At 60.1% G+C, this 24,833-nt stretch carries 27 protein-coding genes; 17 read left to right on the top strand and 10 right to left on the bottom strand.

Translation table 11 applies throughout. The features are described 5' to 3' along the window. Positions 1–22: 22 nt before the first annotated feature. Positions 23–526, bottom strand: coding sequence for a nuclear transport factor 2 family protein (locus tag BHQ40_RS05600; RefSeq protein WP_070153671.1), 504 nt, complete (start codon positions 524–526; stop codon positions 23–25). A 114-nt stretch (positions 527–640) separates the two neighbouring features. Between BHQ40_RS05600 and BHQ40_RS05595 the strand changes: the two genes are divergently transcribed. Genes BHQ40_RS05595 through BHQ40_RS05580 form a run of 4 tightly spaced genes read left to right on the top strand, consistent with a single transcriptional unit; the run spans position 641 to position 4,362 of the window. Further along, positions 641–1,837, top strand: coding sequence for an acetyl-CoA C-acetyltransferase (locus BHQ40_RS05595; protein WP_070153668.1), 1,197 nt, complete (start codon positions 641–643; stop codon positions 1,835–1,837). Next, complete coding sequence (locus tag BHQ40_RS05590) at positions 1,837–3,072, top strand: acetyl-CoA hydrolase/transferase family protein (RefSeq protein WP_070153665.1); 1,236 nt, start codon at positions 1,837–1,839, stop codon at positions 3,070–3,072. Before BHQ40_RS05595 ends, BHQ40_RS05590 begins: the two co-directional genes overlap by 1 nt. Positions 3,073–3,100: 28 nt before the next feature. Next, the gene (locus BHQ40_RS05585; RefSeq protein ID WP_070153662.1) at positions 3,101–3,421 is read left to right on the top strand and encodes a 2Fe-2S iron-sulfur cluster-binding protein; all 321 of its coding nucleotides are present in this window, start codon (positions 3,101–3,103) and stop codon (positions 3,419–3,421) included. A 20-nt stretch (positions 3,422–3,441) separates the two neighbouring features. Next, on the top strand, positions 3,442–4,362 hold the full coding sequence (locus tag BHQ40_RS05580) for an SDR family NAD(P)-dependent oxidoreductase (protein ID WP_070153659.1): 921 nt from the start codon (positions 3,442–3,444) through the stop codon (positions 4,360–4,362). A gap of 38 nt (positions 4,363–4,400) precedes the next feature. On the opposite strand, the gene BHQ40_RS05575 is transcribed toward BHQ40_RS05580, so the two are convergent. After that, positions 4,401–5,051 carry a cysteine hydrolase family protein gene (locus BHQ40_RS05575; protein WP_070153656.1) on the bottom strand — a complete coding sequence of 217 codons (651 nt, stop codon included), beginning with the start codon at positions 5,049–5,051 and terminating at the stop codon, positions 4,401–4,403. 145 nt (positions 5,052–5,196) lie between these two features. Here BHQ40_RS05575 and BHQ40_RS05570 point away from each other — a divergent pair, with 145 nt between their 5' ends. Together BHQ40_RS05570 and BHQ40_RS05565 are read left to right on the top strand one after the other, a co-directional pair. After that, positions 5,197–6,414, top strand: a complete 1,218-nt coding sequence (locus BHQ40_RS05570; RefSeq protein ID WP_070153653.1) for a cytochrome P450 — start codon at positions 5,197–5,199, stop codon at positions 6,412–6,414. An 8-nt stretch (positions 6,415–6,422) separates the two neighbouring features. Beyond that, on the top strand, positions 6,423–7,091 hold the full coding sequence (locus tag BHQ40_RS05565; RefSeq protein ID WP_139139195.1) for an SDR family NAD(P)-dependent oxidoreductase: 669 nt from the start codon (positions 6,423–6,425) through the stop codon (positions 7,089–7,091). A 6-nt stretch (positions 7,092–7,097) separates the two neighbouring features. Here the strand turns inward: BHQ40_RS05565 and BHQ40_RS05560 are convergent, their stop codons facing one another. Beyond that, positions 7,098–8,666, bottom strand: a complete 1,569-nt coding sequence (locus BHQ40_RS05560) for an AMP-binding protein (protein WP_070153647.1) — start codon at positions 8,664–8,666, stop codon at positions 7,098–7,100. A gap of 115 nt (positions 8,667–8,781) precedes the next feature. Here BHQ40_RS05560 and BHQ40_RS05555 point away from each other — a divergent pair, with 115 nt between their 5' ends. Next, positions 8,782–9,639, top strand: a complete 858-nt coding sequence (locus BHQ40_RS05555) for an SDR family oxidoreductase (RefSeq protein ID WP_070153644.1) — start codon at positions 8,782–8,784, stop codon at positions 9,637–9,639. Positions 9,640–9,668: 29 nt separating this feature from the next. On the opposite strand, the gene BHQ40_RS05550 is transcribed toward BHQ40_RS05555, so the two are convergent. Then, positions 9,669–10,406, bottom strand: a complete 738-nt coding sequence (locus BHQ40_RS05550) for an SDR family NAD(P)-dependent oxidoreductase (protein ID WP_070153640.1) — start codon at positions 10,404–10,406, stop codon at positions 9,669–9,671. 242 nt (positions 10,407–10,648) lie between these two features. On the opposite strand from BHQ40_RS05550, the gene BHQ40_RS05545 reads away from it, so the two are divergent. Beyond that, complete coding sequence (locus BHQ40_RS05545; RefSeq protein ID WP_070153638.1) at positions 10,649–11,428, top strand: SDR family NAD(P)-dependent oxidoreductase; 780 nt, start codon at positions 10,649–10,651, stop codon at positions 11,426–11,428. A gap of 38 nt (positions 11,429–11,466) precedes the next feature. Beyond that, positions 11,467–12,639, top strand: coding sequence for an acetyl-CoA C-acetyltransferase (locus BHQ40_RS05540; RefSeq protein ID WP_070153634.1), 1,173 nt, complete (start codon positions 11,467–11,469; stop codon positions 12,637–12,639). Positions 12,640–12,691: 52 nt separating this feature from the next. Here the strand turns inward: BHQ40_RS05540 and BHQ40_RS05535 are convergent, their stop codons facing one another. Genes BHQ40_RS05535 through BHQ40_RS05525 form a run of 3 tightly spaced genes read right to left on the bottom strand, consistent with a single transcriptional unit; the run spans position 12,692 to position 15,163 of the window. Beyond that, positions 12,692–13,873, bottom strand: coding sequence for a thiolase family protein (locus tag BHQ40_RS05535; RefSeq protein ID WP_070153630.1), 1,182 nt, complete (start codon positions 13,871–13,873; stop codon positions 12,692–12,694). Further along, on the bottom strand, positions 13,870–14,283 hold the full coding sequence (locus BHQ40_RS26475) for a Zn-ribbon domain-containing OB-fold protein (protein WP_070153627.1): 414 nt from the start codon (positions 14,281–14,283) through the stop codon (positions 13,870–13,872). Before BHQ40_RS26475 ends, BHQ40_RS05535 begins: the two co-directional genes overlap by 4 nt. Continuing rightward, on the bottom strand, positions 14,270–15,163 hold the full coding sequence (locus BHQ40_RS05525) for an alpha/beta fold hydrolase (RefSeq protein WP_070153624.1): 894 nt from the start codon (positions 15,161–15,163) through the stop codon (positions 14,270–14,272). The genes BHQ40_RS26475 and BHQ40_RS05525 overlap by 14 nt, the downstream gene beginning before the upstream one ends. A gap of 82 nt (positions 15,164–15,245) precedes the next feature. On the opposite strand from BHQ40_RS05525, the gene BHQ40_RS05520 reads away from it, so the two are divergent. The 3 genes from BHQ40_RS05520 to paaG are packed head-to-tail and all read left to right on the top strand — an operon-like array spanning position 15,246 to position 18,487. Then, positions 15,246–16,070 carry an SDR family NAD(P)-dependent oxidoreductase gene (locus BHQ40_RS05520; protein ID WP_216094853.1) on the top strand — a complete coding sequence of 275 codons (825 nt, stop codon included), beginning with the start codon at positions 15,246–15,248 and terminating at the stop codon, positions 16,068–16,070. Positions 16,071–16,127: 57 nt separating this feature from the next. Next, positions 16,128–17,699 carry an acyl-CoA synthetase gene (locus BHQ40_RS05515; RefSeq protein ID WP_253183278.1) on the top strand — a complete coding sequence of 524 codons (1,572 nt, stop codon included), beginning with the start codon at positions 16,128–16,130 and terminating at the stop codon, positions 17,697–17,699. Next, positions 17,696–18,487 carry a 2-(1,2-epoxy-1,2-dihydrophenyl)acetyl-CoA isomerase PaaG gene (gene paaG, locus BHQ40_RS05510; protein ID WP_070153621.1) on the top strand — a complete coding sequence of 264 codons (792 nt, stop codon included), beginning with the start codon at positions 17,696–17,698 and terminating at the stop codon, positions 18,485–18,487. The genes BHQ40_RS05515 and paaG overlap by 4 nt, the downstream gene beginning before the upstream one ends. A gap of 6 nt (positions 18,488–18,493) precedes the next feature. On the opposite strand, the gene BHQ40_RS05505 is transcribed toward paaG, so the two are convergent. Together BHQ40_RS05505 and BHQ40_RS05500 are read right to left on the bottom strand one after the other, a co-directional pair. Then, positions 18,494–19,300: an SDR family oxidoreductase gene (locus BHQ40_RS05505; RefSeq protein ID WP_070153618.1), complete on the bottom strand. Its 807-nt coding sequence runs from the start codon at positions 19,298–19,300 to the stop codon at positions 18,494–18,496. Between the two features lie 5 nt (positions 19,301–19,305). Continuing rightward, entirely contained in the window at positions 19,306–19,869 is a 564-nt protein-coding gene (locus BHQ40_RS05500) for a nuclear transport factor 2 family protein (protein ID WP_070153615.1), read from the bottom strand. A 139-nt stretch (positions 19,870–20,008) separates the two neighbouring features. On the opposite strand from BHQ40_RS05500, the gene BHQ40_RS05495 reads away from it, so the two are divergent. Further along, complete coding sequence (locus BHQ40_RS05495; RefSeq protein WP_070153611.1) at positions 20,009–20,470, top strand: MarR family winged helix-turn-helix transcriptional regulator; 462 nt, start codon at positions 20,009–20,011, stop codon at positions 20,468–20,470. An 11-nt stretch (positions 20,471–20,481) separates the two neighbouring features. Here BHQ40_RS05495 and BHQ40_RS05490 read toward each other — a convergent pair whose 3' ends face one another. Next, entirely contained in the window at positions 20,482–21,432 is a 951-nt protein-coding gene (locus BHQ40_RS05490; RefSeq protein ID WP_083276716.1) for a LysR family transcriptional regulator, read from the bottom strand. 102 nt (positions 21,433–21,534) lie between these two features. Between BHQ40_RS05490 and BHQ40_RS05485 the strand changes: the two genes are divergently transcribed. The 4 genes from BHQ40_RS05485 to BHQ40_RS05470 form a co-directional block, all read left to right on the top strand. Further along, complete coding sequence (locus BHQ40_RS05485) at positions 21,535–22,698, top strand: acyl-CoA dehydrogenase family protein (RefSeq protein WP_070153608.1); 1,164 nt, start codon at positions 21,535–21,537, stop codon at positions 22,696–22,698. Then, positions 22,698–23,813, top strand: coding sequence for a CaiB/BaiF CoA transferase family protein (locus BHQ40_RS05480; protein WP_070153605.1), 1,116 nt, complete (start codon positions 22,698–22,700; stop codon positions 23,811–23,813). The genes BHQ40_RS05485 and BHQ40_RS05480 overlap by 1 nt, the downstream gene beginning before the upstream one ends. Next, entirely contained in the window at positions 23,813–24,655 is an 843-nt protein-coding gene (locus BHQ40_RS05475; protein WP_070153602.1) for an HTD2 family dehydratase, read from the top strand. The genes BHQ40_RS05480 and BHQ40_RS05475 overlap by 1 nt, the downstream gene beginning before the upstream one ends. Beyond that, a partial coding sequence (locus tag BHQ40_RS05470) for an aldolase/citrate lyase family protein (protein ID WP_253183271.1) occupies positions 24,652–24,833 on the top strand: 182 nt, incomplete at its 3' end. The genes BHQ40_RS05475 and BHQ40_RS05470, both read left to right, overlap by 4 nt.

The following is a 24,833-nucleotide window of genomic DNA, read 5'->3' as shown; positions in this document are numbered from 1 at the left end:
TGTCCCTTTTCCTATATTCTGTTCAGCGGCCCACGCGGCGATCGTCGCCGGCCTGCCACATGTCGGCCGTTGCGCCGCCATAGACGATGCCCATCGGGCCGTCGGAGATATCGATGCGATAGATGCGCCGGCTGATCCGCCATCCATCCGGCGTCCGTTTCCAGAAATCGTTGTAATTGCCCCATTGCAGGAGGGTCTTGCCCTCATATTCGCCGGCGCCCGCATGTACGCCCACGAAATAGGCTTCGCTTTCGGCTTCATCGCCATTTACGTCGATGCGCATATTGGCCAAGCGGTGCTGCGTCGCGCTGCAGTTCGGCGTGTCCACCAGATGCGCCTCGATCCGGTGGGTTATGTTCTTCAGGCCCTGCTCAGTGGTGCCCTTGCCATAATCCCAGAATATGTCGTCCGCGAACACCTCGCCCATGCGGTTCATGGCGTGCGTATCGACGATGCGGCACCAAAGCCCCACCTTGTCCTCGATTTCCTTATGGTCCATGAAAAGCGTCAACGCATCGGTCGCCATATCTCTCTCCGTGCCAAACTTTTATTGCATGCAATATTGGCATGAGTCTATAGTGCAGTCCAGAGCTCAATGCCATCCTGGCGTTGATTACATGCAATGATGCGCGGGAGTGATATGAGACGGGCGGCTATCGTTGGGGCGGTTCGAACGCCGGTCGGGAAATTTCTGGGTACCCTGTCTCCGCTTCCGGCTGAGCGGCTGGCTGCGCACATCATTCGTTCGACGGTCGCCCGCACGGGGGTCGATCCAGAGCGGATCGATGACGTCGTTTTCGCGCAGAGCTACGCCAATAGCGAGGCGCCCTGTATTGGCCGTTGGGCAGCGCTTGCGGCGGACCTGCCGATCACCGTGCCTGGCTCCCAGGTGGATCGCCGGTGTGGCGGTGGCCTCCAGGCGATCGTGAATGCTGCGATGATGGTGCAGACGGGCGCAGCCGATGTGGTGCTTGCGGGCGGCGTCGAAAGCATGAGCAATATCGAATATTATACCACATCCATGCGCGGCGGGGCGCGGGCTGGCACGGTTCAACTATATGACAGGCTGGATCGTGGGCGGGAGCGTTCGCAGCCCGTTGAGCGCTTTGGTGTCATATCGGGAATGATCGAGACCGCCGAAAATCTGGCGACCGATTATGCGATCAGCCGGGAGGCGGCCGATGCGTTTGCCGCGGAGAGCCAGCGCAGGGCGGCGGCGGCGGCGGCCAGCGGATATTTTGACGCAGAGGTCGTGCCTGTTCCCGTTCCGCAAAAAAAGGGCGATCCGGCGCTGTTCGCTCGCGATGAAGGCGTGAGGGCGGAGACAACCGCAGAGACGCTGGCGGCGCTGCGCCCGCTCATCAAGGGCGGCACGGTAACGGCGGGCAATAGCAGCCAGCAAAATGACGCCGCTGCCGCATGCCTGATAGTCGCGGAGGACAAGCTTGCCGAGCTGGGGCTGGAGCCGATGGCCTATCTGGCCGGATGGGCGGCCGCCGGTTGCGATCCCGCACGGATGGGGATTGGGCCGGTTCCTGCGGTGGAGCGCCTGTTCGCGCGCACTGGCAAGAGTTGGGACGATATCGACCTGATCGAAATAAACGAGGCGTTTGCGACGCAGGTCCTGGCCGTCATGAAGGGGTGGGATTTTGACGATCATTCCCGGATCAACGTCAATGGTTCCGGCATCTCTCTTGGGCATCCCATCGGTGCAACCGGTGTCCGCATAATGACAACGCTCCTGCATGAGCTGGATCGCAGGGGCGGGCGCTATGGTCTGGAAACCATGTGCATCGGCGGCGGCCAAGGCATCGCGGCCCTGTTCGAAAGGCCCTGATGCGCGCTTTGCTCGACATGTTCCGGCCGGGTGAAACCATCTATCTTCCGGGAGCAACGGGAGAGGTGGTTGCGTTGGCCGAAGCATTGTCGGCTGACCCCGAACGCTTGCGCGGCGTTCACCTGTTGAGTTGCCTGCTGCCCGGCATGAACCGTTTCGATTATTCGGCGATGGCTTCCGACGCCAGGGTCACGACATTTCTGATGCAACCGCTTTTGCGCGCATCTTATGAAGCCGGTCGTATCTCGATAATGCCGTTATCATATAGCGGGATTGCGCGCTATTTGCGGGATGCAGCGCCTCTGGACCTGGCCGTGGCCCATGTCTCGACACCGGATGCGCAAGGCTTCGCATCCTTTGGCATTGCGGCAGATTTCTCGCCGATCGCCTGGATGCGGGCGCGTCGCCGGGTAGCTATCGTCAACTCGCGCATGCCGTCTATCCGGCGGGGGCCGCGCATCCAAATGGGCGAAGCCGATCTGATCGTCGATTGCGAAAGCCCCTTGGTCGAGGTTGGGTCAGCGCCGCCATCAGGCGAGCTTCAGAAGATCGCGCAACTGGCGGCTCCGCTTGTCCCGGATGGGGCGGCGGTGCAGATCGGCATTGGAGGTGCGCCAGGCGCCTTGTGGTCCGCCCTGACGAACCACCGCAATTTGCGGCTGCGTTCCGGCATGGCGGCCGAGGGGGTCCGATTGCTTGCGGAAAAGGGGGCGCTTGCGGACGGGCGGGATCATTGCGCGGGCATCGCCGCCGGAACAACCGCGCTTTACAACTATCTAGCCGAAACGGACCTGATCGAATTTGCCGATACGCTGACCACGCATGACGGGGCCAGGCTTGCGGGATTGCCAAGCTTCACGGCGATTAATTCCGCGCTGGAGATTGATCTTTTTGGTCAGGTCAATCTTGAGTGGCAGGGCGGACGGATGTTCAGCGGCGTTGGCGGTGCGCCTGACTTTGTGCGGGCGGCCCTTGCCTCTCCCGGCGGACAGGCAATGATATTGATGCCGAGCACAGCGCGGGGGGGAACCATATCTCGCATCGTGCCCCGGCTTGACGGCCCGACAATTTCCCTTGGCCGCGCCGACGCGGATGTCGTGGTGACGGAGCATGGCGTTGCCAGGTTACGGGGGTGCTCGATGGCGGAACGCGCGGAAGCGCTCATCGCTATCGCCGACGAAAGGTTTAGAGAGGAGTTGCGCTCCGACTGGCAAAGACTCAGCGCGACATTGTGACGGAACAAGACATGACTGGAGTTGGGTGATGGTTGAGGTGACATTCGTTTCGCATCGCGGCGAAAGCCGCACCGTGAACGGGAATGAGGGTGAGAGCGTGATGCAGGTCGCGCTTAACAATGGCGTCCCCGGCATATTGGCGGACTGTGGCGGTGGTTTGGCCTGCGCGACATGCCATGTGCACATCGCGCCGGACTGGATGGACAGGGTCGGTACGCCCGATTCCGAAGAAGAAATGATGCTGGAAATGGCGGTGGATCCTGATGAGAATAGCCGGCTGTCCTGTCAGATAAAGCTGTCGGCCGATATCGATGGGCTGGTGGTCAATCTGCCCGCGTCGCAATTGTGATTGAATGAGGCGGTAGGCAGATGTCTGGAACGGAATTGCTCACGGGCAAGGTTGTCGCGGTTACGGGGGCTGGCCGAGGGATTGGCCGTGCGCTCGCCCTGGCATGCGCAGCAGAGGGCGCCTCGATCGTCGTCAATGACTTTGGCGGATCGCTTAGCGGTGACGGAGCGGACAGCGGCCCCGCCGCCGAAGTCGTGGCCGAAATTATCGCGGCAGGTGGAAAGGCCGTCGCCAACCTGGCGAGCGTCTCGGATCCGGAAGGCGCTGCCTCCATAGTGAACGATGCCGTGAAGGCATTTGGGCGCGTGGACGCCATCGTCAACAACGCCGGGATTTCCAGGGACGGCATGTTCCACAAGATGAGCGCGACGGACTGGCAATCGGTCGTCGATGTTCATCTTGGCGGCAGCTTTCATTTGTCGCGCGCGGCTGCGCCCTATTTCAAGGATCAGGGCGGCGGCGCATTCGTCCATATGACGTCGACTTCTGGCCTGATCGGCAATGTTGGCCAGTCCAACTATTCCGCAGCCAAGATGGGGATTGTCGGCCTGTCCAATTCTATCGCACTCGATATGCGCCGATTTGGCGTGCGCTCAAATTGTGTTGCGCCTTTCGCCTGGAGCCGCATGACGGAGAGCATTCCTGCGGAGACAGAGGCGCAAAAGCAGCGGGTAGAACGATTGAAGACGATGACGCCGGACAAGGTTGCTCCGCTTGTCGCCTATCTCTGTTCGGATGCAGCGGCCGATGTCTCAGGGCAGATTTTCTGCGTGCGCAAGCATGAGATTTTCCTGTTCAGTCCTCCGCGACCCGTTCGTTCGCTTCACCGTGAGCAGGGCTGGACGCCGGCAACTATTGCAGAGGAGTTCATGCCCGCCATGCGGCCCAGCCTGTTTCCGCTACAGGTGTCCAGCGACGTCTTTACATGGGACCCCGTTTAGGCGGCTGCATCTATTTTGGACTGAGAACTGATCAGCGTTCAACTGACGCCGGTTCGATTTCTTAGATAGGGTATAATGGCTTCCGTGCTGCAGACCGTGCCCAGGATAGGCAAGGTCTGCTCAATGGAATGTGCGTGGGTTTCGGGTGTCGCTCCGGCCGTGCAATCCTCAGCGATAACCACCGAAAAGCCGCGATTAACGGCCTCTATGCTTGCGCCGATCAGGGCGATGTTGGTGGAAACGCCGGTGAGGATCAGCGTCTCCACATTTAACGCACGGAGCGCGGTTTCAAGGCCGCTGTCATGGAAAGCGGTGATGCCGTGCGCGCGGTCGGAAATAATGTCGCTGGGACCGACTGCTATGCCGGGGTGGATGTTCGACGCTGGATGATCGCGATGGAGGAACGGGCTTTTGCGCATGATGGAATGGATTGGCGAGTTGGCAGTCGCTGTTTTCCCGCCTGGCAAAAGCCGGACGATGCAATGCACCACCGGAATGTCCGCGTTGCGGCATTGATGCGCAAACGCGGATATCTTTGTGGGGAGCGCGCGGGCTTGCGCTGCATTCGCCAAATCCTTGAACATGGCGACTTCTGGATCGATCACCGCTGTCTGGCATTCCGATATCAATAATGCGCAGCGCTCTCCACGATCCAGACCCCGGAGACGTTTCGGCTCGGTTAAATTCATGCCCTCTCCATAAATGTACGCAATATAGGGGGTTAATGGCTAGTTATGGCCGGATTTTGCACTGTTCTTGATTGATTGCATGTAATCTTGCTGATAGCATATCGTCAACATAAGCTGAAATGCGATATGAGATGAGGAGGCCGGAATGACCACGCACGCGAAGCTAACCGTGCCAAGCTCACCGCCGCCCCATGTTGCCGCCGGGCTGGTGCGTGATTTCGACGTATTCGATATGAATGCGATCGACGGAGATATCCACAAGACGTGGCACCAGTTTCATGATGGCCCCGATATTTTCTACACGCCGCGCAATGGCGGCCATTGGGTGTTCACCCGTGCCGAGGATATTCAGGAAGCGTATCGGAACTACGATCTTTTCTCCAGTCAGATCGTCTCCATACCCTATGTCAATACCGGCTTCAGGTTTGCGCCTGCGGAATATGATCCACCCGAGCTTAGCGACTATCGCAATGCCCTGGCGCCGGCCTTCTCTCCAAAGGCTCTCAGAAATTACGAGCAGATCGTCAGTGATCTGTCCGCCAATCTGATTGAAGGCTTCATTGCGGACGGCGAATGCGAATTTCAGGAGGCCGTGGCCCAACGGCTCCCAATCGCCGTGTTCCTTGGTATGATGGGTTTCCCGATGGAGGATGCAGCGATGCTGCTGCCCCTGGTCGAGGACCAGACACGCAGTCCTGATCCTGCGCAGGTTCAATCCTCAATGGATGCGATGATCGCCTATCTGAGTGAAAAGTTGGACGACCGCCGCCGCACGCCGCGGGACGATCTGGCGACGAAGGTAATCGACAGCACGATACAGGGACGTCCTGCCACCGAGCAGGAAGTTTTCAGCATGTGCATTAATCTGATGTTCGCCGGGCTTGATACGGTCGTTGCCGAACTCGGCTTCTCAATGCGCTTTCTGGCGACCCATCCTGAGCATCAGCGGCAACTGGCTGATGACCCATCGCTGATCCCGGAAGCTGTGGAAGAATTGCTGCGCTATCACGGTGTCACCAATCTTGCGAGGATGGTCCGCAACGATATGCAGTTTAAGGGCATCGAGATGCGCGCGGGTGACCCAGTCCTGCTTTCGACGACCTTGTTCGGACTTGACGACAGGCAGTTCCCCGATCCCATGACGATTGATTTTCATCGCGAGAACAAGGCGCACATGATTTTCGGAAGCGGGCCACATCGTTGCCTGGGTTCGCACCTCGCGCGTCTGGAGCTTCGGACATTCCTGGAGCATTGGTTCGCCCGCATTCCCGAATTTCAGATCAAGGCGGGGGAGAAGGTCATCGCTGAATCGGGGAAGAATAACGCCATGCTGTATCTCCCGCTGAGCTGGCGCAGGAATTAGGCCGCGCTATGAGAATATTGGTCGCTGGCGGTCTGGGCGCGTTGGGAAAAGCCGTTGCGGCGGAACTCGCTGCGCGGGGCATGCAGGTTGCGATTGTCGATATGGCGCCCGCGGAGGCCGGAGCGGCATCTGTCGTCCAGGGGGGCGTGGACCTAGCCGACGAGGCTTCGGTCACAAAGGCATATTCTGAGGTCACCGCAAATCTCGGTGGACTGGATGCGGTCGTCAATGTTGCCGGTGGTTTCATATGGGAACCGGTCGACGGCGGAAGCATCGATAGCTGGGACCGTATGTATCGCATGAATCTACGCACCGCAGCGGTATCAGCGCGTGCGGCGATACCGCATCTGCTGGCAAACGGCGGTGGGTCCATCGTAAATGTCGGAGCGGCTGCCGCCAACGCCGCCGGCATGGGGATGGCGCCCTATGCGGCTTCCAAGGCTGGAGTCAAAGCGCTTACCGAAAGCCTGGCGGACGAATTGCGGGGTCGTGGTGTCCGTGTGAATGCGATATTGCCGACCATCATCGATACGCCAGCCAATCGGCGGGATATGCCCGATGCGGACAGGTCGGGCTGGGTGACGCCAAGTGGCGCTGCGCGCGCCATTGCCTTGCTTATTTCCGCCGATGCCGCATGCATTACTGGCGCGTCCATCGTGCTTTCGCTGCCGGGTTGAGGCGGTCTATCCCAGCCGGTCCCAGCTATCGGGCGTCACACCATCTTCGCGCAGCACATGTTTCTGAACCCTAAGGCTGGGCGTGCGCGGCAGTGTGTCCGTGAAGCGGATATAGCGCGGTAGCATGAAGCCCGGCAGGCGGGGTTTCAGAAATTCGATCAACGCAGCGGGAGTGATGTCATCGCTTCCGCCGCGCACAACAACCGCCATCACATCCTGTTCGCCATGTAAGGACGGGACGCCAATGACAGCGGCCTCGACGACTGACGGATGGGCCAATATTTCTACCTCCACCTCATAGGAGGAGATATTTTCTCCCCTTCGACGCAATGCGTCCTTCGTTCTGTCGACAAAGATATAGGCCCCGTCGGCCAAGCGGCGAAAAGTGTCGCCCGTATGGAACCAGCCGTTGCGCCAGGCTTCCGCCGTAGCCTCCGGGTTGCGCCAATATCCGCTGAATATGATCCACGGCTTTTGGGGGCGCAGGATAAGTTCGCCTACGTCCCCCTCGGCAACCGGCATGTCATGTTCGTCGACCAGCAGGGCCTCGTAATCGTCCCGGAGATAACCGCAACTGCCCGCCGGCAGGGCGTGGTCATCAGAAGTTATCGGGATCGACAGTTCCGACATGCCATAACCTGTGAATATGCCTATGCCAAAGCGCCGCGCGAATGCGGGCGTATCCCTGACAAGAGGAAACATGGACACCCAGCGCAGAGGATTGTCGCTGTCCTGGGCGGTCGGCGGCAGATTTTCGAGGAAGGATGCCGCTGCCCCAATCATTGTGCAGCCGGTGATGTTCCGATCCCGCACGGTTGCCCAAAAACGATCGGTCTTGAAGCCGGGCATAACGACCACCGCTCCGCCGGTGATCATCGCGCCGACCGCCGGAAGCAGTCCACCAACATGGAATAGCGGAAGATTGAGAAGATAACGGTCGTCGGGGCCAAAGCGCGACCCATAGTGCGTGGACGCAATCGCATGCATTTGGGCGTAAGGCACTGTAACGCCCTTGGATGGACCCGTGGTGCCGGAAGTGAACATGATGAATTGCGGATCCCATGGCTCCACAATCGGCAATGCGACTGCCGGAAAACGCTTATGATCAGGGTCGGGCAAGGCGATTGCACGGCAATCTGACGAGATATGTCGGCCGTCTCCCGTGACGATGATGGTTTCCACGATCCTTGAATCGATGTCCTCCAATCGGCTCATCAAAGTGGGATCGATCGCAGCTATTCTGGCTCCTGTCAGATTAATGACATGTTCCAGAATATTGCCCCGATACGCCAGATTTGGGGCCGCCACGATTGCGCCGAGCAGATTCGCTCCCATCCACAGCCTGAGAAAATCGGGGCCGTTGGGCACCCATAGTAGAAGCACCTCGCCACGGCCAAGGCCATATGACGCCAGCATCGCCGCGGTCTCCTGCGCAAGCGACCAGCAGCGCGCATATGTCCAGCTCTCACCATCCTCGAACTCCGCATAAATCCGTTGCGGTATTTCCTTCGCGCGCTGTTGAAGCAGGCGGAGCAGAACGCTGTCATTTCCAGCTTCGGTCCAATGCTCAATCATTCCCCGCCCTTTGACAACATTGCATGCAAATATGAGACTTTATGAAGTCGGCACGCTTGCTGAATCCAGCCTTATGTTCAACAAGTAAAGCTGACAAAAATGGAGAGCTGCAGGAATGGCGAGGTTTTTCATCACAGGGTGTAGCAGCGGCTTCGGTCTTGCGACTGCGGAACTGGCGGCGCGCGCGGGGCATGACGTGTATGCAACCGTGCGAAATCTGTCGAGCGCTGGGCCGCTTGAGGAATTGCGGGATGGCGGTCTGCCTATCGTCATCGGAAAGCTCGACGTCACGAGTGCTGCGGATGTGGACGCGGCATTGGCGGATGCTTCCGCCCGCCACCCGATCGACATTCTTGTCAACAACGCTGGCTACGAGGTTGTCGCGCCCGTCGAGCATTTGAGCGACGCGCAAATGCTGTCGCAGTTCGATACCAACGTCTTTGGCGTTCTTCGCCTGATCCGCAGCATATTGCCGAGCATGCGCGCGCGTCGACAAGGCCGGATCATCAACATTTCCTCGGTCGTAGCGCATATGTCGGTTGCGCACAGGGGCGCTTACTGCGCATCGAAACATGCGCTGGAGGGGCTGACCAAATCTCTGTGGATCGAGTTGCGACCATTTGGAATAGATGTAATTTCCGTTGCGCCTGGAGCGTTCCCCACGCGCTTTGCCGCCAACTATGTATATCCCGACGGCTTTGACGAGCAGTCGCCATACTGGCCATTCGAAATGCGCCTCCGCAACGGCATGGGGCCGTTCATCCAAGACATGATGGCAGGTCAGACGGCTGATGACGTCGCAAGGGTTGTTCTGGAGGCGGCGACAACGGCCAACCCGCCTTATCAGTGGATTGTCGGCCGTGACGCGGAACTGTTGATCCCTCTCGCCCGGTCCAAAGATTTGGCGCCCCTGATGGAGGACTGGTATGCAGATTTGGGCATGATTGACCTGCTGCGCCCCAGTGCCTCCTAACGACCAGTGCTTCCTAGCCGCTTATGCAGTTAGGCAAGAAAGCCGCCGTCGACGATCAATTCCGCGCCGTTGACATAGGATGCATCATCCGAAAGCAGGAATGCGACGGCGGTTGCGATTTCTTCCGGGCGGCCAATCCTGCGCGCTGGGATATATTGCGCAAACTGATTGCTGGATTCGCGATCAACGTCCAACATTGGCGTATCGATGACGCCGGGGGAGAGGGTGTTCACGCGAAGCCCTTTCGAGGCATAGTCCAGCGTGGCGCTGCGCGTGAGGCCAATTACGGCATGCTTCGAAGCCGAATAGGCTGAACGATCGGCAAATCCCTTATGCGCGAACACGGACGAAATGTTGACGATCGCGCCGCCGCCTGCTGCGAGGATGGCGGGGATCTCGTAGCGCATGGCGTGGAAGATGCCGTCCAGATTGACGGAGATGGTTTCGCTCCATTCGGATGGAGCAAGCTCGCCGATGGGTTTGGGGGTCTGTGATACACCCGCGCAGTTGACGCCGAAATGCAGTGCGCCGTATCTTTCGACCGTCTTCGAAACGGCGCGCTCCATCTCGTCGGGCTTCGCCACATTGGCTGCGATGCCGATGGCCGAACCTCCGGCCGCAGCTATTTCTGCGCTAATTTTTTCCACGGGCGCGGAATCAATTCCCACAAGCGCCACGTTTGCGCCTTTGGATGCCAGGTGACGCGCAACGGCGGCGCCCATGCCGCTGCCAGCGCCGGTAATCAGGGCCGTTTTGCCTTCAAACATCAATCGTCTCCCGCCATTCTATATTGCATGCAAATAAGTTGTGACACTGCGAATGTCACGCAAATTTGTGTATGGGTAAAGGAGAGGCGAAAAAGCCGCAAATTTCCCTTCAATGAGAGAAATTGCCAGAAATTCGGCAAATTCCAACGGCGGTGTGATGCTCATTCTGCCTTACGGGTTGCGCCGTTCGGCGGTATCGTGCATGCAATATGCGAATGAATTGGTGATATAGGAGAATCGGGGTGCGTCTGGATGGATCGATTTCGGCTGTGGTCACGGGCGGGGCTTCGGGCCTGGGCGAGGCGACGGCGCGGGCGCTCGCGGCACAAGGCGTAAAAGTCGCGATCTTCGATCTCAATGCGGAGCGGGGCGAGGCGGTCGCAAAGGAGCTAGGCGGCGCATTCTGTTCAGTCGATGTGACGTCCGCGGAATCGGTGGCGGCGGGCTTCACTGCTGCGCGCGCAGCGCATGGGCAGGAGCGCATCCTGGTGAGTTGTGCGGGTGGCGGCACGTCCGCGAAGATCATCCGCCGCAATCGCGAGACAGGCGCGATAGAGCCTATGGCATTGGATCGCTTCACCAAGATCGTCCACCTCAATCTGATGAGCGCATTTCAGTGCGCCGCCGTTTCCGCCGCGGGCATGGCGTCCCTGGATCCCATCGACAGCGAACGCGGGGTCATCGTCAATACCGCCTCGGCCGCAGCCAAGGATGGCCAGATCGGACAAGTCGCCTATGCCGCGGCAAAGGCGGGGATCGTGGGCATGACTCTGCCTATCGCGCGCGACCTTGCATCGGAATTCATCCGCGTGAACACGATCATGCCGGGCATCTTCGCTACTCCCCCGATGCTCGCTGCGCCGGAGGAGATGCGCAAGAGTCTCGCCGAATCCGTGCCATTCCCAAGCCGTCTCGGCGCGCCGGAGGAGTATGCGTCGATGGTGCTGGAGCTTTGCCGCAACGGTTATGTCAACGGTGAGGTCATCCGCCTTGACGGTGCAATCCGCATGCCGCCGCGCTGATCGCGGGCAAATATTTTCCCTGTTTTTCGAGGATCGTCATGGCTGAAGCATATATTGTCGCCGCTACCCGCACAGCCGGAGGCCGCCGGGGTGGGCGTCTGAGGAACTGGCATCCGGCTGATTTGTCCGGCCGCGTGATCGACGCGCTGGTCGAACAATCCGGAATCGACCCCGCCCAGGTAGATGATGTTGTCATGGGATGCGTCACCCAGGTCGGCGAGCAGGCGTTCAACGTCGCCCGTCAGGCCATATTGTCGTCGAACCTGCCCGAAACAGTGCCCGGCGTGACGGTCGACCGTCAATGCGGATCGTCCCAGCAGGCGATCCATTTCGCTGCGCAGGCGGTGATCGCCGGGAGCGCCCAGGCTGTCATCGCCGCCGGTGTCGAGAGCATGACGCGCGTTCCAATGAGTTCGGCTTACACGCTGGCCCACGAAAAGGGCTGGGGCGGACCGATGAGCCCCGTGATGCTGGAGCGCCGCCCCGGCTTTGCGTACAATCAGTTCAAGGGCGCGGAAATGATGGCGGCCAAATATGGCTTTTCCCGCGCCGATTGCGATGCGTTGGCTTTGTCCAGCCACAAGCGCGCCATCGCCGCGACCGAAAGCGGGTTGTTCGCGAAGGAAATCCTGTCCGTTTCGGGTGTCGATGCTGAAGGCAATGCAGTTCCGCACGATGTCGATGAAGGCATAAGGTTCGACGCTACGCCGGAATCGATTGGGGCGGTGAAGACGGTGCTACCCGATGGGCTGGTCACCGCCGCCAGTTCCAGCCAGATTTGCGATGGTTCGGCCGGCGTCCTGATTGTCAGCGAGGCAATGCTGAAATCGTTGAATGTCGCTCCACTGGCGCGCATCCACCAGATGACCGTACTGGGCGGCGACCCGGTGATCATGCTCGAAACGCCTATTCCTGCAACCGAGCGCGCGCTCAAGGCCGCCGGAATGTCAATTCAGGACATTGACCTCTATGAAGTGAATGAGGCTTTCGCCCCAGTGCCGCTTGCTTGGGCGAAAGCTATCGGCGCTGATCTGGAGCGGTTGAATGTGCATGGCGGTGCAATGGCGCTTGGGCATCCCATGGGCGCGTCGGGCGCGAAACTCGCGACCACGCTCATTCATGCGCTGCGCCAGCGCAAAGGGCGTTACGGCCTTCAGACCATGTGCGAAGGCGGCGGTTTGGCCAATGTGACGATCTTCGAAGCATTATGATTACGCGGGCGGGCGGCTGTTACAGTCGCCCGCGCCGCCTCGCACGAAGAACCTAATCGTTTCGTAGCAGCATGCAGGAGGCCAATGGGCCGCCTCCTGTTCCCACAACCGCAGTATTTACAGGCTTCGCAATCTGCCGCGCTCCAGCGGTGCCGCGCAGTTGCAGGCATGCTTCGTGGAGATAGCCGTAGCCGTGCACGCGGCCCTCGGACAATTGTCCGCCGGATGTATTCAGGGGCAATTCGCCTGCCAGCGCGATGCGGGTGCCTTCTTCAATGAAGGCGCCGCTCTCGCCCTTTCCGCAAAAGCCCAGCGCTTCCAGCCAGAGCATCGTCAGGATCGTGAAACCGTCATAGAGTTGCGCGGTGTCGATATCCGACGGCTTCATATCGGTGCGGGACCACATCATCTTCGCGGCGTCGAACGCCGCCATGCTGGTCAGGTCCGCCCGCTGGTCCCAACTGTCGCGGCCGTGCAGCGCCGATCCAACGGCTTCCAGCCTGATCGGTGCATGGCGAAGGTCGCCGGCGGCATCAGCGCGTGAGAAGATAATCGCGGTCGCCCCATCCACCGGCACGTCGCAGTCATAAAGGCAGAGCGGCGTCGAAATCATCCGCGCGCCCATATAATCGTCGAGAGTCAGCGGCGTGCGATATATCGCCTTGGGATTAAGGGCCGCGTTCCGCCTGCAGTTGAGCGGAATCTGCGCCATCTGTTCGCGCGTGGTGCCGTAATCATGAAAATGCCGCTGGGCGTAGAGAGCGGTCCAGTTTGATGCGGACATCGCGCCCATCGGCAATTGCCACTGAAAACGGGCGTCCGGAACGCGCGCGGTGCCAAATGCAGTGCCAGCGCCCGTCTGCTTGCGGGTGGTGGCTTCGTAAACTGTGCGGAACACGACCACATGGCGGGCCAATCCCGCCGCTATCGCGCCGATCGCATTGATCGCTGCACCGAATTGAGCGGGCGCTTCCTTTCCGCCGGCAAAATAATTGAGCTTCAGGCCCAACGCTTCCTTGATGTCCGTAGTGCCGACCGGGCCAAAACCTGGGTCGCTATCCATCCGGCCAGGCCAAGTCGTCAGCCCGTCTATATCGGCGGGCGTAAGACCGGCGTCCTCAATGGCCGCCAGAATGGCATCGATGGTCAGCAGGAGCGCCGACCGGGAGGAGGGGCGGGCGATCTCCGACTGGCCTATGCCGGTGATGGCGACCTGTTTCTCGCCAAATGTCATGCGCCTTTCTCCGGCTGGAAAAGGGGCAGCCACACATCCTCATGCTGTTCGAATAACACTTGGACGGACTGGCCAATATGTATCGTCTCCGGCGGCGCGTTGACGATATTTGTGGTTATCCGGATGTCCGGCTGTTCATCCAATTCAACGATGGCGATCACGAACGGCACCTTCATGTCGGGTAGCCATTTCTGGTGATTTACGGTGAAGCTGGCGATCTTCGCGCGGCCCGATACGGCTTCAGGCGCTACCCGTTCGCTGTAGCAATGGGGGCATACCGGGCTGGGCGGATGATGTCGGCGCATGCATTGCGCGCACCGCATAATCATCAGCTTCCCTTCGCAGCCTCCAGTCCAGAAAGCCTCCGTCTCCGGCGTCAGAACCGGTAACGGCGCATTATTGGCCAACATCCCCTGTCCTCTCGTTTCGTATATTTTCTGCGAAGGCGATCAGTTCCCTGCCGAACAAATCGTTTCTGTCCCCCGCAACCATGTGTCGCGCGCCGGGGATGTCGACGGTCGCACCCCTGTTGAACAGCGCCATGAAGTTTTTGGCGACATCTGCGGTCACCAGTTCGCTCAACTCGCCGCGTAGCAGCAGCGCTGGCGCATCTATATGCGCCGCCGCCTGCTCCAGCCGCTTGCTTGTGCGTTCCGGTTCAAGCGGCCTGGCAATTGTCTGCGGGTCCCAGTGCCAGTAAAATCGGCCGTCTTCTCCCTCCCGCAAATTCTTTCTCAGGCCCTCAATGTCTGTGGGGCGTGGGCGATGGGGGACATAGGCGGCAATGGCGTCCGCCGCCTGTTCAGGCGTGTCGAAGCCTTTGCTGGTCTCTCTCATAAAGCCCAATATGCCGGCCACGCCGTCGGATTTGAGATGGGGTGAGACATCGACCAGGCATAGGCCTGAAATCGGAGCATAGGCCGGCTCACCGGCGGCCAGAAGCGACGCTATGCCACCCAGTGATGCGCCCACCAGTATAGGCGGGCGGGCCAGAGTCGCAGAGAATAGCCGCAAATCCTCGGCATAATCTTCGATCACGTAAAGGCCGGACGACATCCAGCCGCTTTCCCCATGGCCACGCAAATCCAGCGAGATTGCAAGGAAGCCCAACTCCGCCAAAGAATGCGCCGTACGGCCCCAGGCATATCGGGTTTGTCCACCGCCATGCGAAAGAATGACCGGCAGTCCATCGGTAGGGCCGACCGCTGTCCCAGCGATGGTCAGGCCATGTGCGCCCGCAAATGTGATGCGCCGTTGGTCAAAGTCGTTCACACGGGTTTTCTCAATCATAGGGTTCCTGCCTAGCTTCTACTGTCTTTTGCATGCAACTCATTTCTGAAAAGCCTGATTAAAAGCGTATTCAGTTAATTTAATGACCGTTCTCTCAGGCAAGCCGCTTTCGGAAAATATGGACAAGCAATTTTGCATGCAATATGTCGAGGTGATGGAGCATAAAGATAAGATAGCTATCGTCACCGGAGGCGCGCGCGGATTCGGTTTTGGCTTTGCACAGGCATTATGCGCCGCTGGCGCAACGGTTGTGATTCTGGATAGGGACGGAGATGAGGCGCGACGCGCAGCCAACTCCCTTTCCGCCGATGGCGCATCGTGCAGTGCCGTTTCCTGTGACGTCAGCGACGAACAAGCGGTCGACTCGGCGGTCGCCCATATTGTCGAAACGCTGGGTGGTGTGAACATCCTGATCAACAATGCGGGGCTTCTGGCCAACCGGTACAGCACAGACTTTTCCATCATATCGAGAGCGGATGTCCGTGCTGTGTTGGAAGTGAATGTCATGGGCGTCATCAATTGCTCGGTGGCGGTCAGGTCTGCAATGGCCCGGCGCGGGGGTGGCGTCATTCTCAACCTGGCGTCGATTGCAGGATATACGATACCTGGGCCCTATGGCTTGTCGAAGCTCGCCGTGCGCGGGCTGACCGTCAGTCTTGCCCGTGAGTTTGCTCGTGACAATATCCGGGTCAATGCCGTGGCGCCGGGGCTGATGGCGACAGAGTCGGTCATGGCCGACCTTCCATCCGATATGATCAGCCATTTCATCAATGATCTGCAACTGCTCAAGCGTCAGGGCCTGCCCGGCGATATCGTAGACGCGGCGATGTTCCTTTGTTCGGACAAGGCGAGTTTCATCACCGGGGAAACTTTGCGGGTGTCGGGAGGCTTTCCTCTTGAGGTCTGAGAGGCAGATAGTGACGAAGCGGATCGTCCAAAACTGCTTTGAGCGGAGTTGCGCGTGATGATTGGACTGACGCAGGGAATGCGGCGCGCGCTTTTGATGCGTCCGCAGGGCGTGGCGATCCTCGACGGTGACGCGCAGTTCAGTTGGGCGCAGTTTGCGGACCGGACCGCGCGGCTTGCGGGCATGTTCAAATCGCTCGGTTTGGAGACGGGGGATCGCGTCGCCTTGCTTGCATTGAACAGCCACCGGTCGCTGGAATGCTATTTCGCTGCGCTGCATGCGGGAGGCGTGATAACGCCGCTCAATCACCGGCTATCTGTGCAGGAGATTGCAGCGCAGATTGCTGATGCTGGGCCGAAGATTATCGTTCTTGGTCCCGACTTTGCGCAATTTGCTGGCGAACTGAAGCATGCATCGGGTGGAACGGTGTCCGCCATCATCCATTGTGCGGATGGCCCGGCGCCAGATGGCATGACCGCTTATGAGGCGGCGTTGGCGGTCGCGCAGGCCGTACCGGACGCGGGGCGGGGAGGCGATGACCTTGCCTGTCTGTTTTACACCGGAGGCACGACCGGAGCGCCCAAGGGCGTGATGCTCAGCCATGCCAATATCCTCGCCAATTCGGCGAATTTTATATCGCACATCGGTATGGATGAGCGCACGGTTCACCTCCATTGCGGCCCGCTATTCCATGTTGCGGCGGGCGTCAGGCTGTTTTCGGTGACGCAGGCTGCGGGCACGCATGTCGTTCTGCCGCGCTTCGTCGCGGGCGAAGTTCTGTCCGTGATCGCCCGGCATCGCGTGACGCTGGCGACTTTTGTGCCGACGATGCTGCGCGCTTTGCTGGATGAGCCGGAGATAGCAAGCGCTGATCTGTCCTCGCTGCGCTACATCACCTATGGCGCGGCGGCCATGCCGGAGGCGTTGCTGCGGCAAGTGATGACGCGATTGCCGGATGTCCGGTTCGTCCAATCCTATGGGATGACGGAGACGTCGCCAATCGCAACGATGCTGGGCTGGCGTGAACATATGCCGGAGATGGCGGCGAAGGGATTGTTGCGATCCGCGGGCCGTCCGGCGCTGCTTGCGGACATTGCGGTGGTCGATCCATCTGGTGTTCCAGTTCCGGCCGGGGAGCGGGGAGAGATTGTCGTACGCGGGCCTATGGTCATGCTGGGATATTGGCGGCAGGCTGATGCTACGGCAGAGGCGTTGCGCGGCGGATGGATGCATACGGGCGACATCGGTTATCTGGACGGTGACGGCTATCTCTATGTCGTCGACCGTCTGAAGGATGTGATCATTTCCGGCGGTGAGAATGTCTATTCGCAGGAGGTTGAAAACGCCATCGCCGCGCACCCATCCATACAACAATGTGCAGTATTCGGCCGGCCGGATGCGCGCTGGGGCGAAGCCGTTCACGCGGTCGTCGTACCCGTGTCCGGTGTGTCAATCGAGCCGCAGCAGGTGATCGACCATTGCAAGTCAATGATCGCCGGGTTCAAATGTCCGCGATCAGTCGAAGTGCGATTTACCCCTCTGCCGCTTAGTGGCGCAAACAAGATATTGAAGAACGAACTGCGCGCTGACTTGCTTGCCAGGGAAGCGCGTTCCGAGGTGCAGGCATGAACGAGGATCCGCCAGTTCTACTGTCTATCGACGGGGGTGTGGGGCGGGTAACGCTCAACCGGCCGGACCGGCTTAATGCATTTACAGTGGGTATGCATGAGGCGCTGATGCGGGCGCTGGATGCTCTGGAAGCGGACGGTTCGGTCCGGGTGATATTGCTCACGGGCGCGGGGCGCGCATTCAGCGCCGGTCAGGATTTGGCAGAGCGTAATGTCGAGAGTGATGCGCCGCTTGACCTGGGCCATAATATCGAAACCTACTATAATCCTCTGGTCCGCCGGATCGTCGCTTTGCCCTTTCCCGTGATCTGCGCCGTAAACGGCGTGGCGGCGGGGGCAGGAGCAAATATTGCCCTGCTTGCTGACATTGTGATCGCAAAACGCAGTGCGCGCTTCATCCAGGCATTCGCCAAGATCGGCTTGCTGCCCGATAGCGGCGGGACCTGGACTCTCCCGCATCTTGTTGGCAATCCGCGCGCTATGGCGATGGCTTTGACCGGGGAGCCTGTCGATGCCAGTCAGGCCGCGGATTGGGGCATGATCTGGAAAGCCGTTGATGATGAGGCTTTCGACATGGAAGTTGAAAAGCTGCTGGTGACGCTTGCGGCGGCGCCGACCGCCGGGTTGATGGAGACCAAACGCGCTATCCGGCGGTCGTGGACGTCGACTTTTGACGATCAACTCGATCATGAACGCGATGCCCAGCGGCGGCTGGGATTGACCAGTGACTATCGAGAGGGCGTGAGCGCTTTCAAGGAGAAGCGCCCTCCCGCCTTCAAAGGCCGGTAAAGGCCGTCAGATCATCGCCATCGATACGCCACCGTCGCAAAGTATTGTCTCACCCGTGGTGTAGCCCGCGCGTGCCGAACACAGAAAAGCGCATAGCGCCGCCATCTCATCCGGGGTCCCCATACGCCGCATCGGGATACGATCATTGACGAAGCGGTCCACAAATTGGGTTGTGCTTATGCCCGCTTCGGCCGCTTGCTGCGCACACCATGCCCGTGCGCTGCCGGTATCGATTGCGCCGGTAAGGATAGTGTTGACCGTAATGCCGAAGGGGGCCAATTCCGCCGACAGGGTTTTGCTCAAGCCGACGGCGGCGACCCGTTCCGTATTTGCCAGCACATAGGCGGCATCCCTATCTCCCCGGAAAGGTTGTTTTGCGACGTTCGAGCCGATGGTGACGATCCGTCCCCATCCCTCCGCCTTCATTCCGGGCAGAACCGCCTTCACCATAGCGGCGAAGCAACCAACCACTTGATGATGGGCTTCAGCGAAATCAGCAATGGTCATCGCATCGAAATCGCCGGATCGGGGTGACAAACCGTTGAATATGGCGATGGTGGGCGGACCGAGCGTCGCTGTCGCCATGTCAGATGCGTGCCTGTAGAATTCCAGATCGGCCAGATCGCCGGCAATGCCGACCGCCTCGTGGCCGCGATGCCGCAAATCAATGACCAGCTCATCGAGTCTTGCCTGATCGCGCGCGAGTATTGCGACACGGCAGCCCGCGTTCGTCAGTTCCTCTACGATTGCCAGGCCAATACCTCTCGACCCGCCACAGACTAGCGCAGTGCGGGATCGCAATCCCAGATCCATCGGCCTTAAGCCTGTTCGGCTGGCGCGCGCCAGTCACCATCCTTGCTGGCGGCGACATTCAGCCACCATAAGGCCGGCACTTCCGAAACGGACTCCGGTTGCCGTGTTGTCGAAATGGCCCAGCGGAAGATACGCCACTCTCCATCCCGTTTGACGAGATCGCCGCTATAGGTGCCGGTCAGTTGGATGCGTGGCGCCGGTCCTGTGGGCTGCGCGCGTAATTGCACCAGTTCGCATACAATCGAGGCTGATGAAGCGTCCTGCGTGACCACATAAGGATTAACGATACAGTAGATTTTCCGCTCCCCGGAATCGGGGTCATCCAGCATCCGGCGATACGCGGCGAATTGCGGTGTTTCAGCGGCTACGACTTGCGCTATTGGCAGCGGGATTCCCGGCGCTCTGGGCGCGGAAACGGCGTAAGTCGCGTCGGAAGTGAAACAATTGGCCCAGCCATCGATATCACCCACATTGGCGAAATGCGCATAGGCGGCGAATAGATTGACGATTGCCAGCCGGTCTTCGACGAAGCTGCTCTGCGCGCTGGTAGTGCCGGGATGCATGCTCATTATAGTGCTCCTCTCCTGCGAGGAGATTGGCATATTCCCCCGCGATTGAAAGGCCGATTGCGTTGACAGGCTCGTAATTGCATGCAAAATACGCACTATGTTGTCTATTTCTCCCCGCGATGTCGGTGTTGAAGGGGGCATGAGCCGATCGGACATAGCGCTTATCGCGCTGGTGGATCAGGTCGTCCGGCTCTCAGGCCGGCTTGCTATTGCCCGCAAGATGACAACAAAAAGCGCTGGCCTCAGGCCCGCTGACTGGCTGATTCTTACGTCCATCTGCCGGGCCAAGACCCATGTTACCGTGGCGCATATAGCCAGAGGGCTGGGACATAGCCGCCAGGGCGTTCAGCGTGTGGCGAACGAACTGGTCGAACAGGGGTTGGCTTCATTAGTGGATAATCCGCAGGATCGGCGTGCGAAGCTGCTGGTTGCGACAGAGCAGGGGCATCGCCTGTTTGAACTTGCGGCGCGTGAGGCGCGGGATTGGGCGGCGTCGCTGAGCGCGGGCATATCGCCAGAGACGCTATATGGCGCCGCGCGTGTTCTGGCGGAGTTTCGTGAAAGGTTGGAATTGCATTCGCGCAAACTGGGCGCGCGCTGAAATCTTCGCCTTCAGCCAGCAGACGTAGATTTACCATTCTCCGGTGGCGCGGCGGACATGATCGCTTCACGCAGTAACGCGCTTAGTTCGCGCGCGCTGATGGCGCCGGGGCGTTGCGGCGCTGTCGCTATGATCAACGGACGCACCAGGCTGGGCGATCCGACCGGCCATGCAAGCAGAGTTCCTGCATCAAGTTCAGCCCGCACGGCTGACTCTGGAAGGATCGTGAGGGCCATGCCCTGCTTGACCAGAGCGATCGTCGCATCGAGGGAGTCAAACTCGAAGAGCAGGTCAAGCTTGACGTCCGCTGTGGCGGCATGGCGCTCCACCATCTGACGTAAGCCATGCGCCGGGGTAGACAGCACCAGGGGATGCCCTTTCAAAGCAGAGATCGGCACATGATCGCCCGGCGGGAAAGCGGGGCGCACTACGCTGCCAATGACAGATAGCGGCTCCTGTCCCACCTTCTCGCAACGCAAGGCCGAATTGGCCGGTGAATGATAGAGTATGGCCGCGTCGAGGCGGCCGGTTTGCAACCATTCCAGCAATGTCCCGCTGAACCCTTCGGCAATCCGCAATTTCAGGTTGGGAAAATCGCGCTGCACGCGCGTTGCCAGCGGAAGCGTAAGCAGGCGTCCAATCGTGGGGGACAGGCCGATCGTCGCTTCCCCTGCAGGAATGCCGCCAAAAGCGCGAATGCGCCGTCCCAGTTCCTCGGCTTCGTCGATCAGGGTCAGGGAGTCGGTCAGCAACGCTTCGCCCGCCGCAGTAAGTAGCACGCCGCGACCTGTACGGTGAAACAGCGTGACGCCCAATTCCTGCTCAAGCATTTGCATCTGGCGGCTAAGCGCCGGTTGAGCGATCCGCAATGTGCCGCTGGCGGCGGAGATGCTGCCGGAGAGGGCGATCTGACGGAAGTGGCGAAGCTGACGAAGATCCATGGCCGAAATGTAGCAATGCATGGCTCGTAACGCCAGACATGCCTGAACGGCATAGCTGAAAGCGCGAGGGGGTGTTGGACAGGTGTGGCCAATATGCGGATGCAGCGCACAAAGGAGACAGAGATGAGTGCGCACGAACAGCAGAGCTTTCCGGAAATCCGGGAGTCCGTCCGCAGGCTGTGCGCCGATTTCCCCGGAACCTACTGGCAAGAGCTGGATAGGGACCGGACCTATCCGACGGCCTTTGTAGATACCCTGACCCGCGAGGGTTTTTTGTCGGTCCTTATCCCGGAGGAGTTTGGCGGTTCGGGCTTGGGGCTTGGTGCGGCCACCGCCATTCTTGAGGAAATCCATCGTTCGGGCTGCAACGGGGGCGCGTGCCATGCGCAAATGTATACCATGGGTACGGTGCTGAAACATGGATCGGCAGAACAGAAGGCTGCCTATCTTCCCAAGATTGCGACCGGGGAGTTGCGCCTTCAGGCGTTCGGCGTGACCGAACCGACCAGCGGAACGGACACGACCCGCATCCGCACCTTCGCGCGGCGTGACGGCGACGATTATGTCGTGAATGGACAGAAGATATGGATCAGCCGGGCGGAACATAGCGACCTTATGGTCCTGCTCGTTCGTACAACGCCACGTGAGGAAGTCGCCAAACCATCCGATGGCATTTCGGTGCTGCTCGTCGATATGCAGCAAGCCTTGGGCAATGGCCTGACGATCAGGCCGATCCGCACAATGCTCAATCATGCGACAACGGAATTGTTCTTTGATGATCTTCGCGTTCCCGCCGCCAATCTGATCGGCGAGGAGGGCAAAGGGTTCAAATATATTCTGGACGGAATGAATGCCGAGCGCATCCTGATCGCCAGCGAATGTATCGGGGATGGCCGCTTCTTCATAGATCGCGCGTCGGCCTATGCGACGGAGAGATCGGTGTTCGGCCGGCCGATCGGCCAAAATCAGGGTATCCAGTTTCCTATCGCCCGCGCCTATGTGCAACTGACCGCCGCCGCCGAGATGGTCAACAAGGCGGCCGCCATGTTCGAAGCGGGAATCCCGTGCGGCACGGAGGCCAATATGGCAAAGATGCTGGCGTCTGAGGCAAGCTGGTATGCGGCCGACATGTGCGTTCAGACGCATGGCGGTTTCGGATTTGCCGAGGAATATGATGTGGAACGCAAATTCCGCGAGACCCGGCTGTATCAGGTCGCGCCGATCAGCACGAACCTGATATTGAGTCACGTCGCAACCCATGCGCTGGGTCTGCCCAAGTCCTTCTGATGGGCGCGCTCGACGGCATATTGGTCGTCGCCATCGAACAGGCGGTGGCTGCCCCATTATGTACGCAGCGGTTGCGGGACGCCGGGGCGCGCGTGATAAAGATCGAGCGGGCGGAAGGAGATTTCGCCCGGTCCTATGACCATATTGTGGACGGCGACAGCGCCTATTTCCTCTGGTTGAACCGGGGCAAGGAGTCGATCGTGCTGGATTTCCGGCAGCCGGCGGATGCGGCCCTGTTGCAGGCGATGTTGGCGCGGGCCGACATATTCGTGCAGAATCTGGCACCGGGGGCGGCCGAGCGGGCGGGTTTTGGCTCGGCGCAAATGCGTGAGCGCCATCCCACTCTCATTACCTGCGACATCATGGGGTATGACGCGGATAGCCCGTGGCGGGACAAGAAAGCCTATGACCTTTTGATTCAATGCGAGGCCGGGCTGGCCGCGACCACGGGTACGGCAGAAAGCATGGCGCGCACTGGCGTCTCGGTGGCCGATATTGCAGCGGGACTGAACGCGGCGTCCGCAATCATGGAAGCCTTGTTCGAAAGGACGCGGACGGGCAAGGGGCGGGGCATCAGCGTCGCGTTGTTCGATGCGCTGGCGGAATGGATGACTGTGCCATTGCTGCATTTTGAACATGGCGGAAAAGCGCCCCGCCGCACGGGACTTCATCATCCTTCCATCGCGCCCTATGGCGCCTTCGCTTGCTCGGATGGGCATCAGATTGTTGTCGCTGTGCAGAATGAGCGGGAATGGAGCCGGTTCTGCGCCACCGTGATGGAGCAGCCGGAACTGGCTGACGATGCCCGCTTCACCACCAATGCGAAGCGCGTGGAAAATCGTACGGCGCTGGAGGATAAGGTTGGCGCTGTCCTTTCCGGGATTGCCCGGGAAGAAGCCGTCAATCGTCTGGAGGCGGCGGGCGTCGGTTGGGCCGATGTCAACGAGATTGCCGGCCTTTCGCGCCATCCCGCACTACGGCGGACACTGGCATCAGGGTCGGCCGGGCCGGTCAGCCTGCCGTCCAGTCCGGTCATCCGGGATGAAGGGCGGGAGGCCATGGCCATGCCTGCTCTCGATAGCCATGGCCAAGATATCAGGAAGGAATTCGCGTGATGGACCCGCAATCTTTCATCGGGCGCAGTCAGGTCGATGAGGATATTGCCGACCCAGCACGCTTCGTCCGGCTGGCGGCGACTCTGGATCATGATCAGCCGCCCTGGCTTGAGGGCATGGTGCCGCCGCTTGGCCACTGGCTCTGCTTTCAGCCCGATGCGCGGCATTCGAATGTCGGACCGGATGGGCACCCGATGCGGTCGGACACCGGTCTGTTGCCAAATGTCGACCTTCCCCGCCGGATGTGGGCGGGAAGCCGCGTGGAGTTCCGGCGCGAGATAGTGAAGGGCGCAGCGATCCGCCGGATCTCGACGCTTGTTGCCGCTACGCCCAAGAGCGGGCGGTCCGGCGAAATGCTGTTCGTCACAGTGAGGCATGAGATTGGCGAGCGTGATGGAGAAGCGGCCATCGTCGAGGAGCAGGACATCGTATACCGGGAGGCCGCCGCGCCCGGAGCGCCGCTGGCGCGGCCGGCGGTAGCGGTTGAGGGCGACGATGAGGTTGTGCGGATCGTTGCGCCCGATCCGGTCATGCTGTTTCGCTATTCCGCTCTGACATTCAACAGCCACCGCATCCATTATGATCGCGACTATGCGCGTGATGAGGAGGGCTATCCCGGCCTCGTGGTGCAGGGGCCGTTGATCGCGACGCTGCTGATGGATCATCTTTTGCGGCAGAAGGCGGGGCGGAAAATTGCCCGCTACAGTTTTCGCGCCATGTCGCCGATGTTCGACGGAGAGGAGATGCGCCTTGGCCTTGCCTGTGAGAGCGGGCAGGCCAGATTGCGGGCGATCGGGCCGGTTGGTGTGGCGATGACGGCGCAGGCGGACTTCGCCGCATGAGGCCGCTCTGGCGATCGCTGCTGTTCGTGCCAGCGGATGACGAACAGCGGCTGGTCAAGGTCGCGACGCGCGGAGCCGACGCTGTGATCATCGATCTGGAGGATGCAGTGGCCATCGACCGCAAGGCGGCGGCGCGGCGCTCCGTCATCGGGGCAACCTCCATGATCGCGCAGGCGGG

This window comes from Sphingobium phenoxybenzoativorans (genome assembly GCF_001757355.1).
Taxonomy (GTDB): Bacteria; Pseudomonadota; Alphaproteobacteria; order Sphingomonadales; family Sphingomonadaceae; genus Sphingobium; species Sphingobium phenoxybenzoativorans.
The sequence above is the reverse complement of the archived record's forward strand: the minus strand, read 5'-3'. Positions and strand labels throughout refer to the sequence as shown.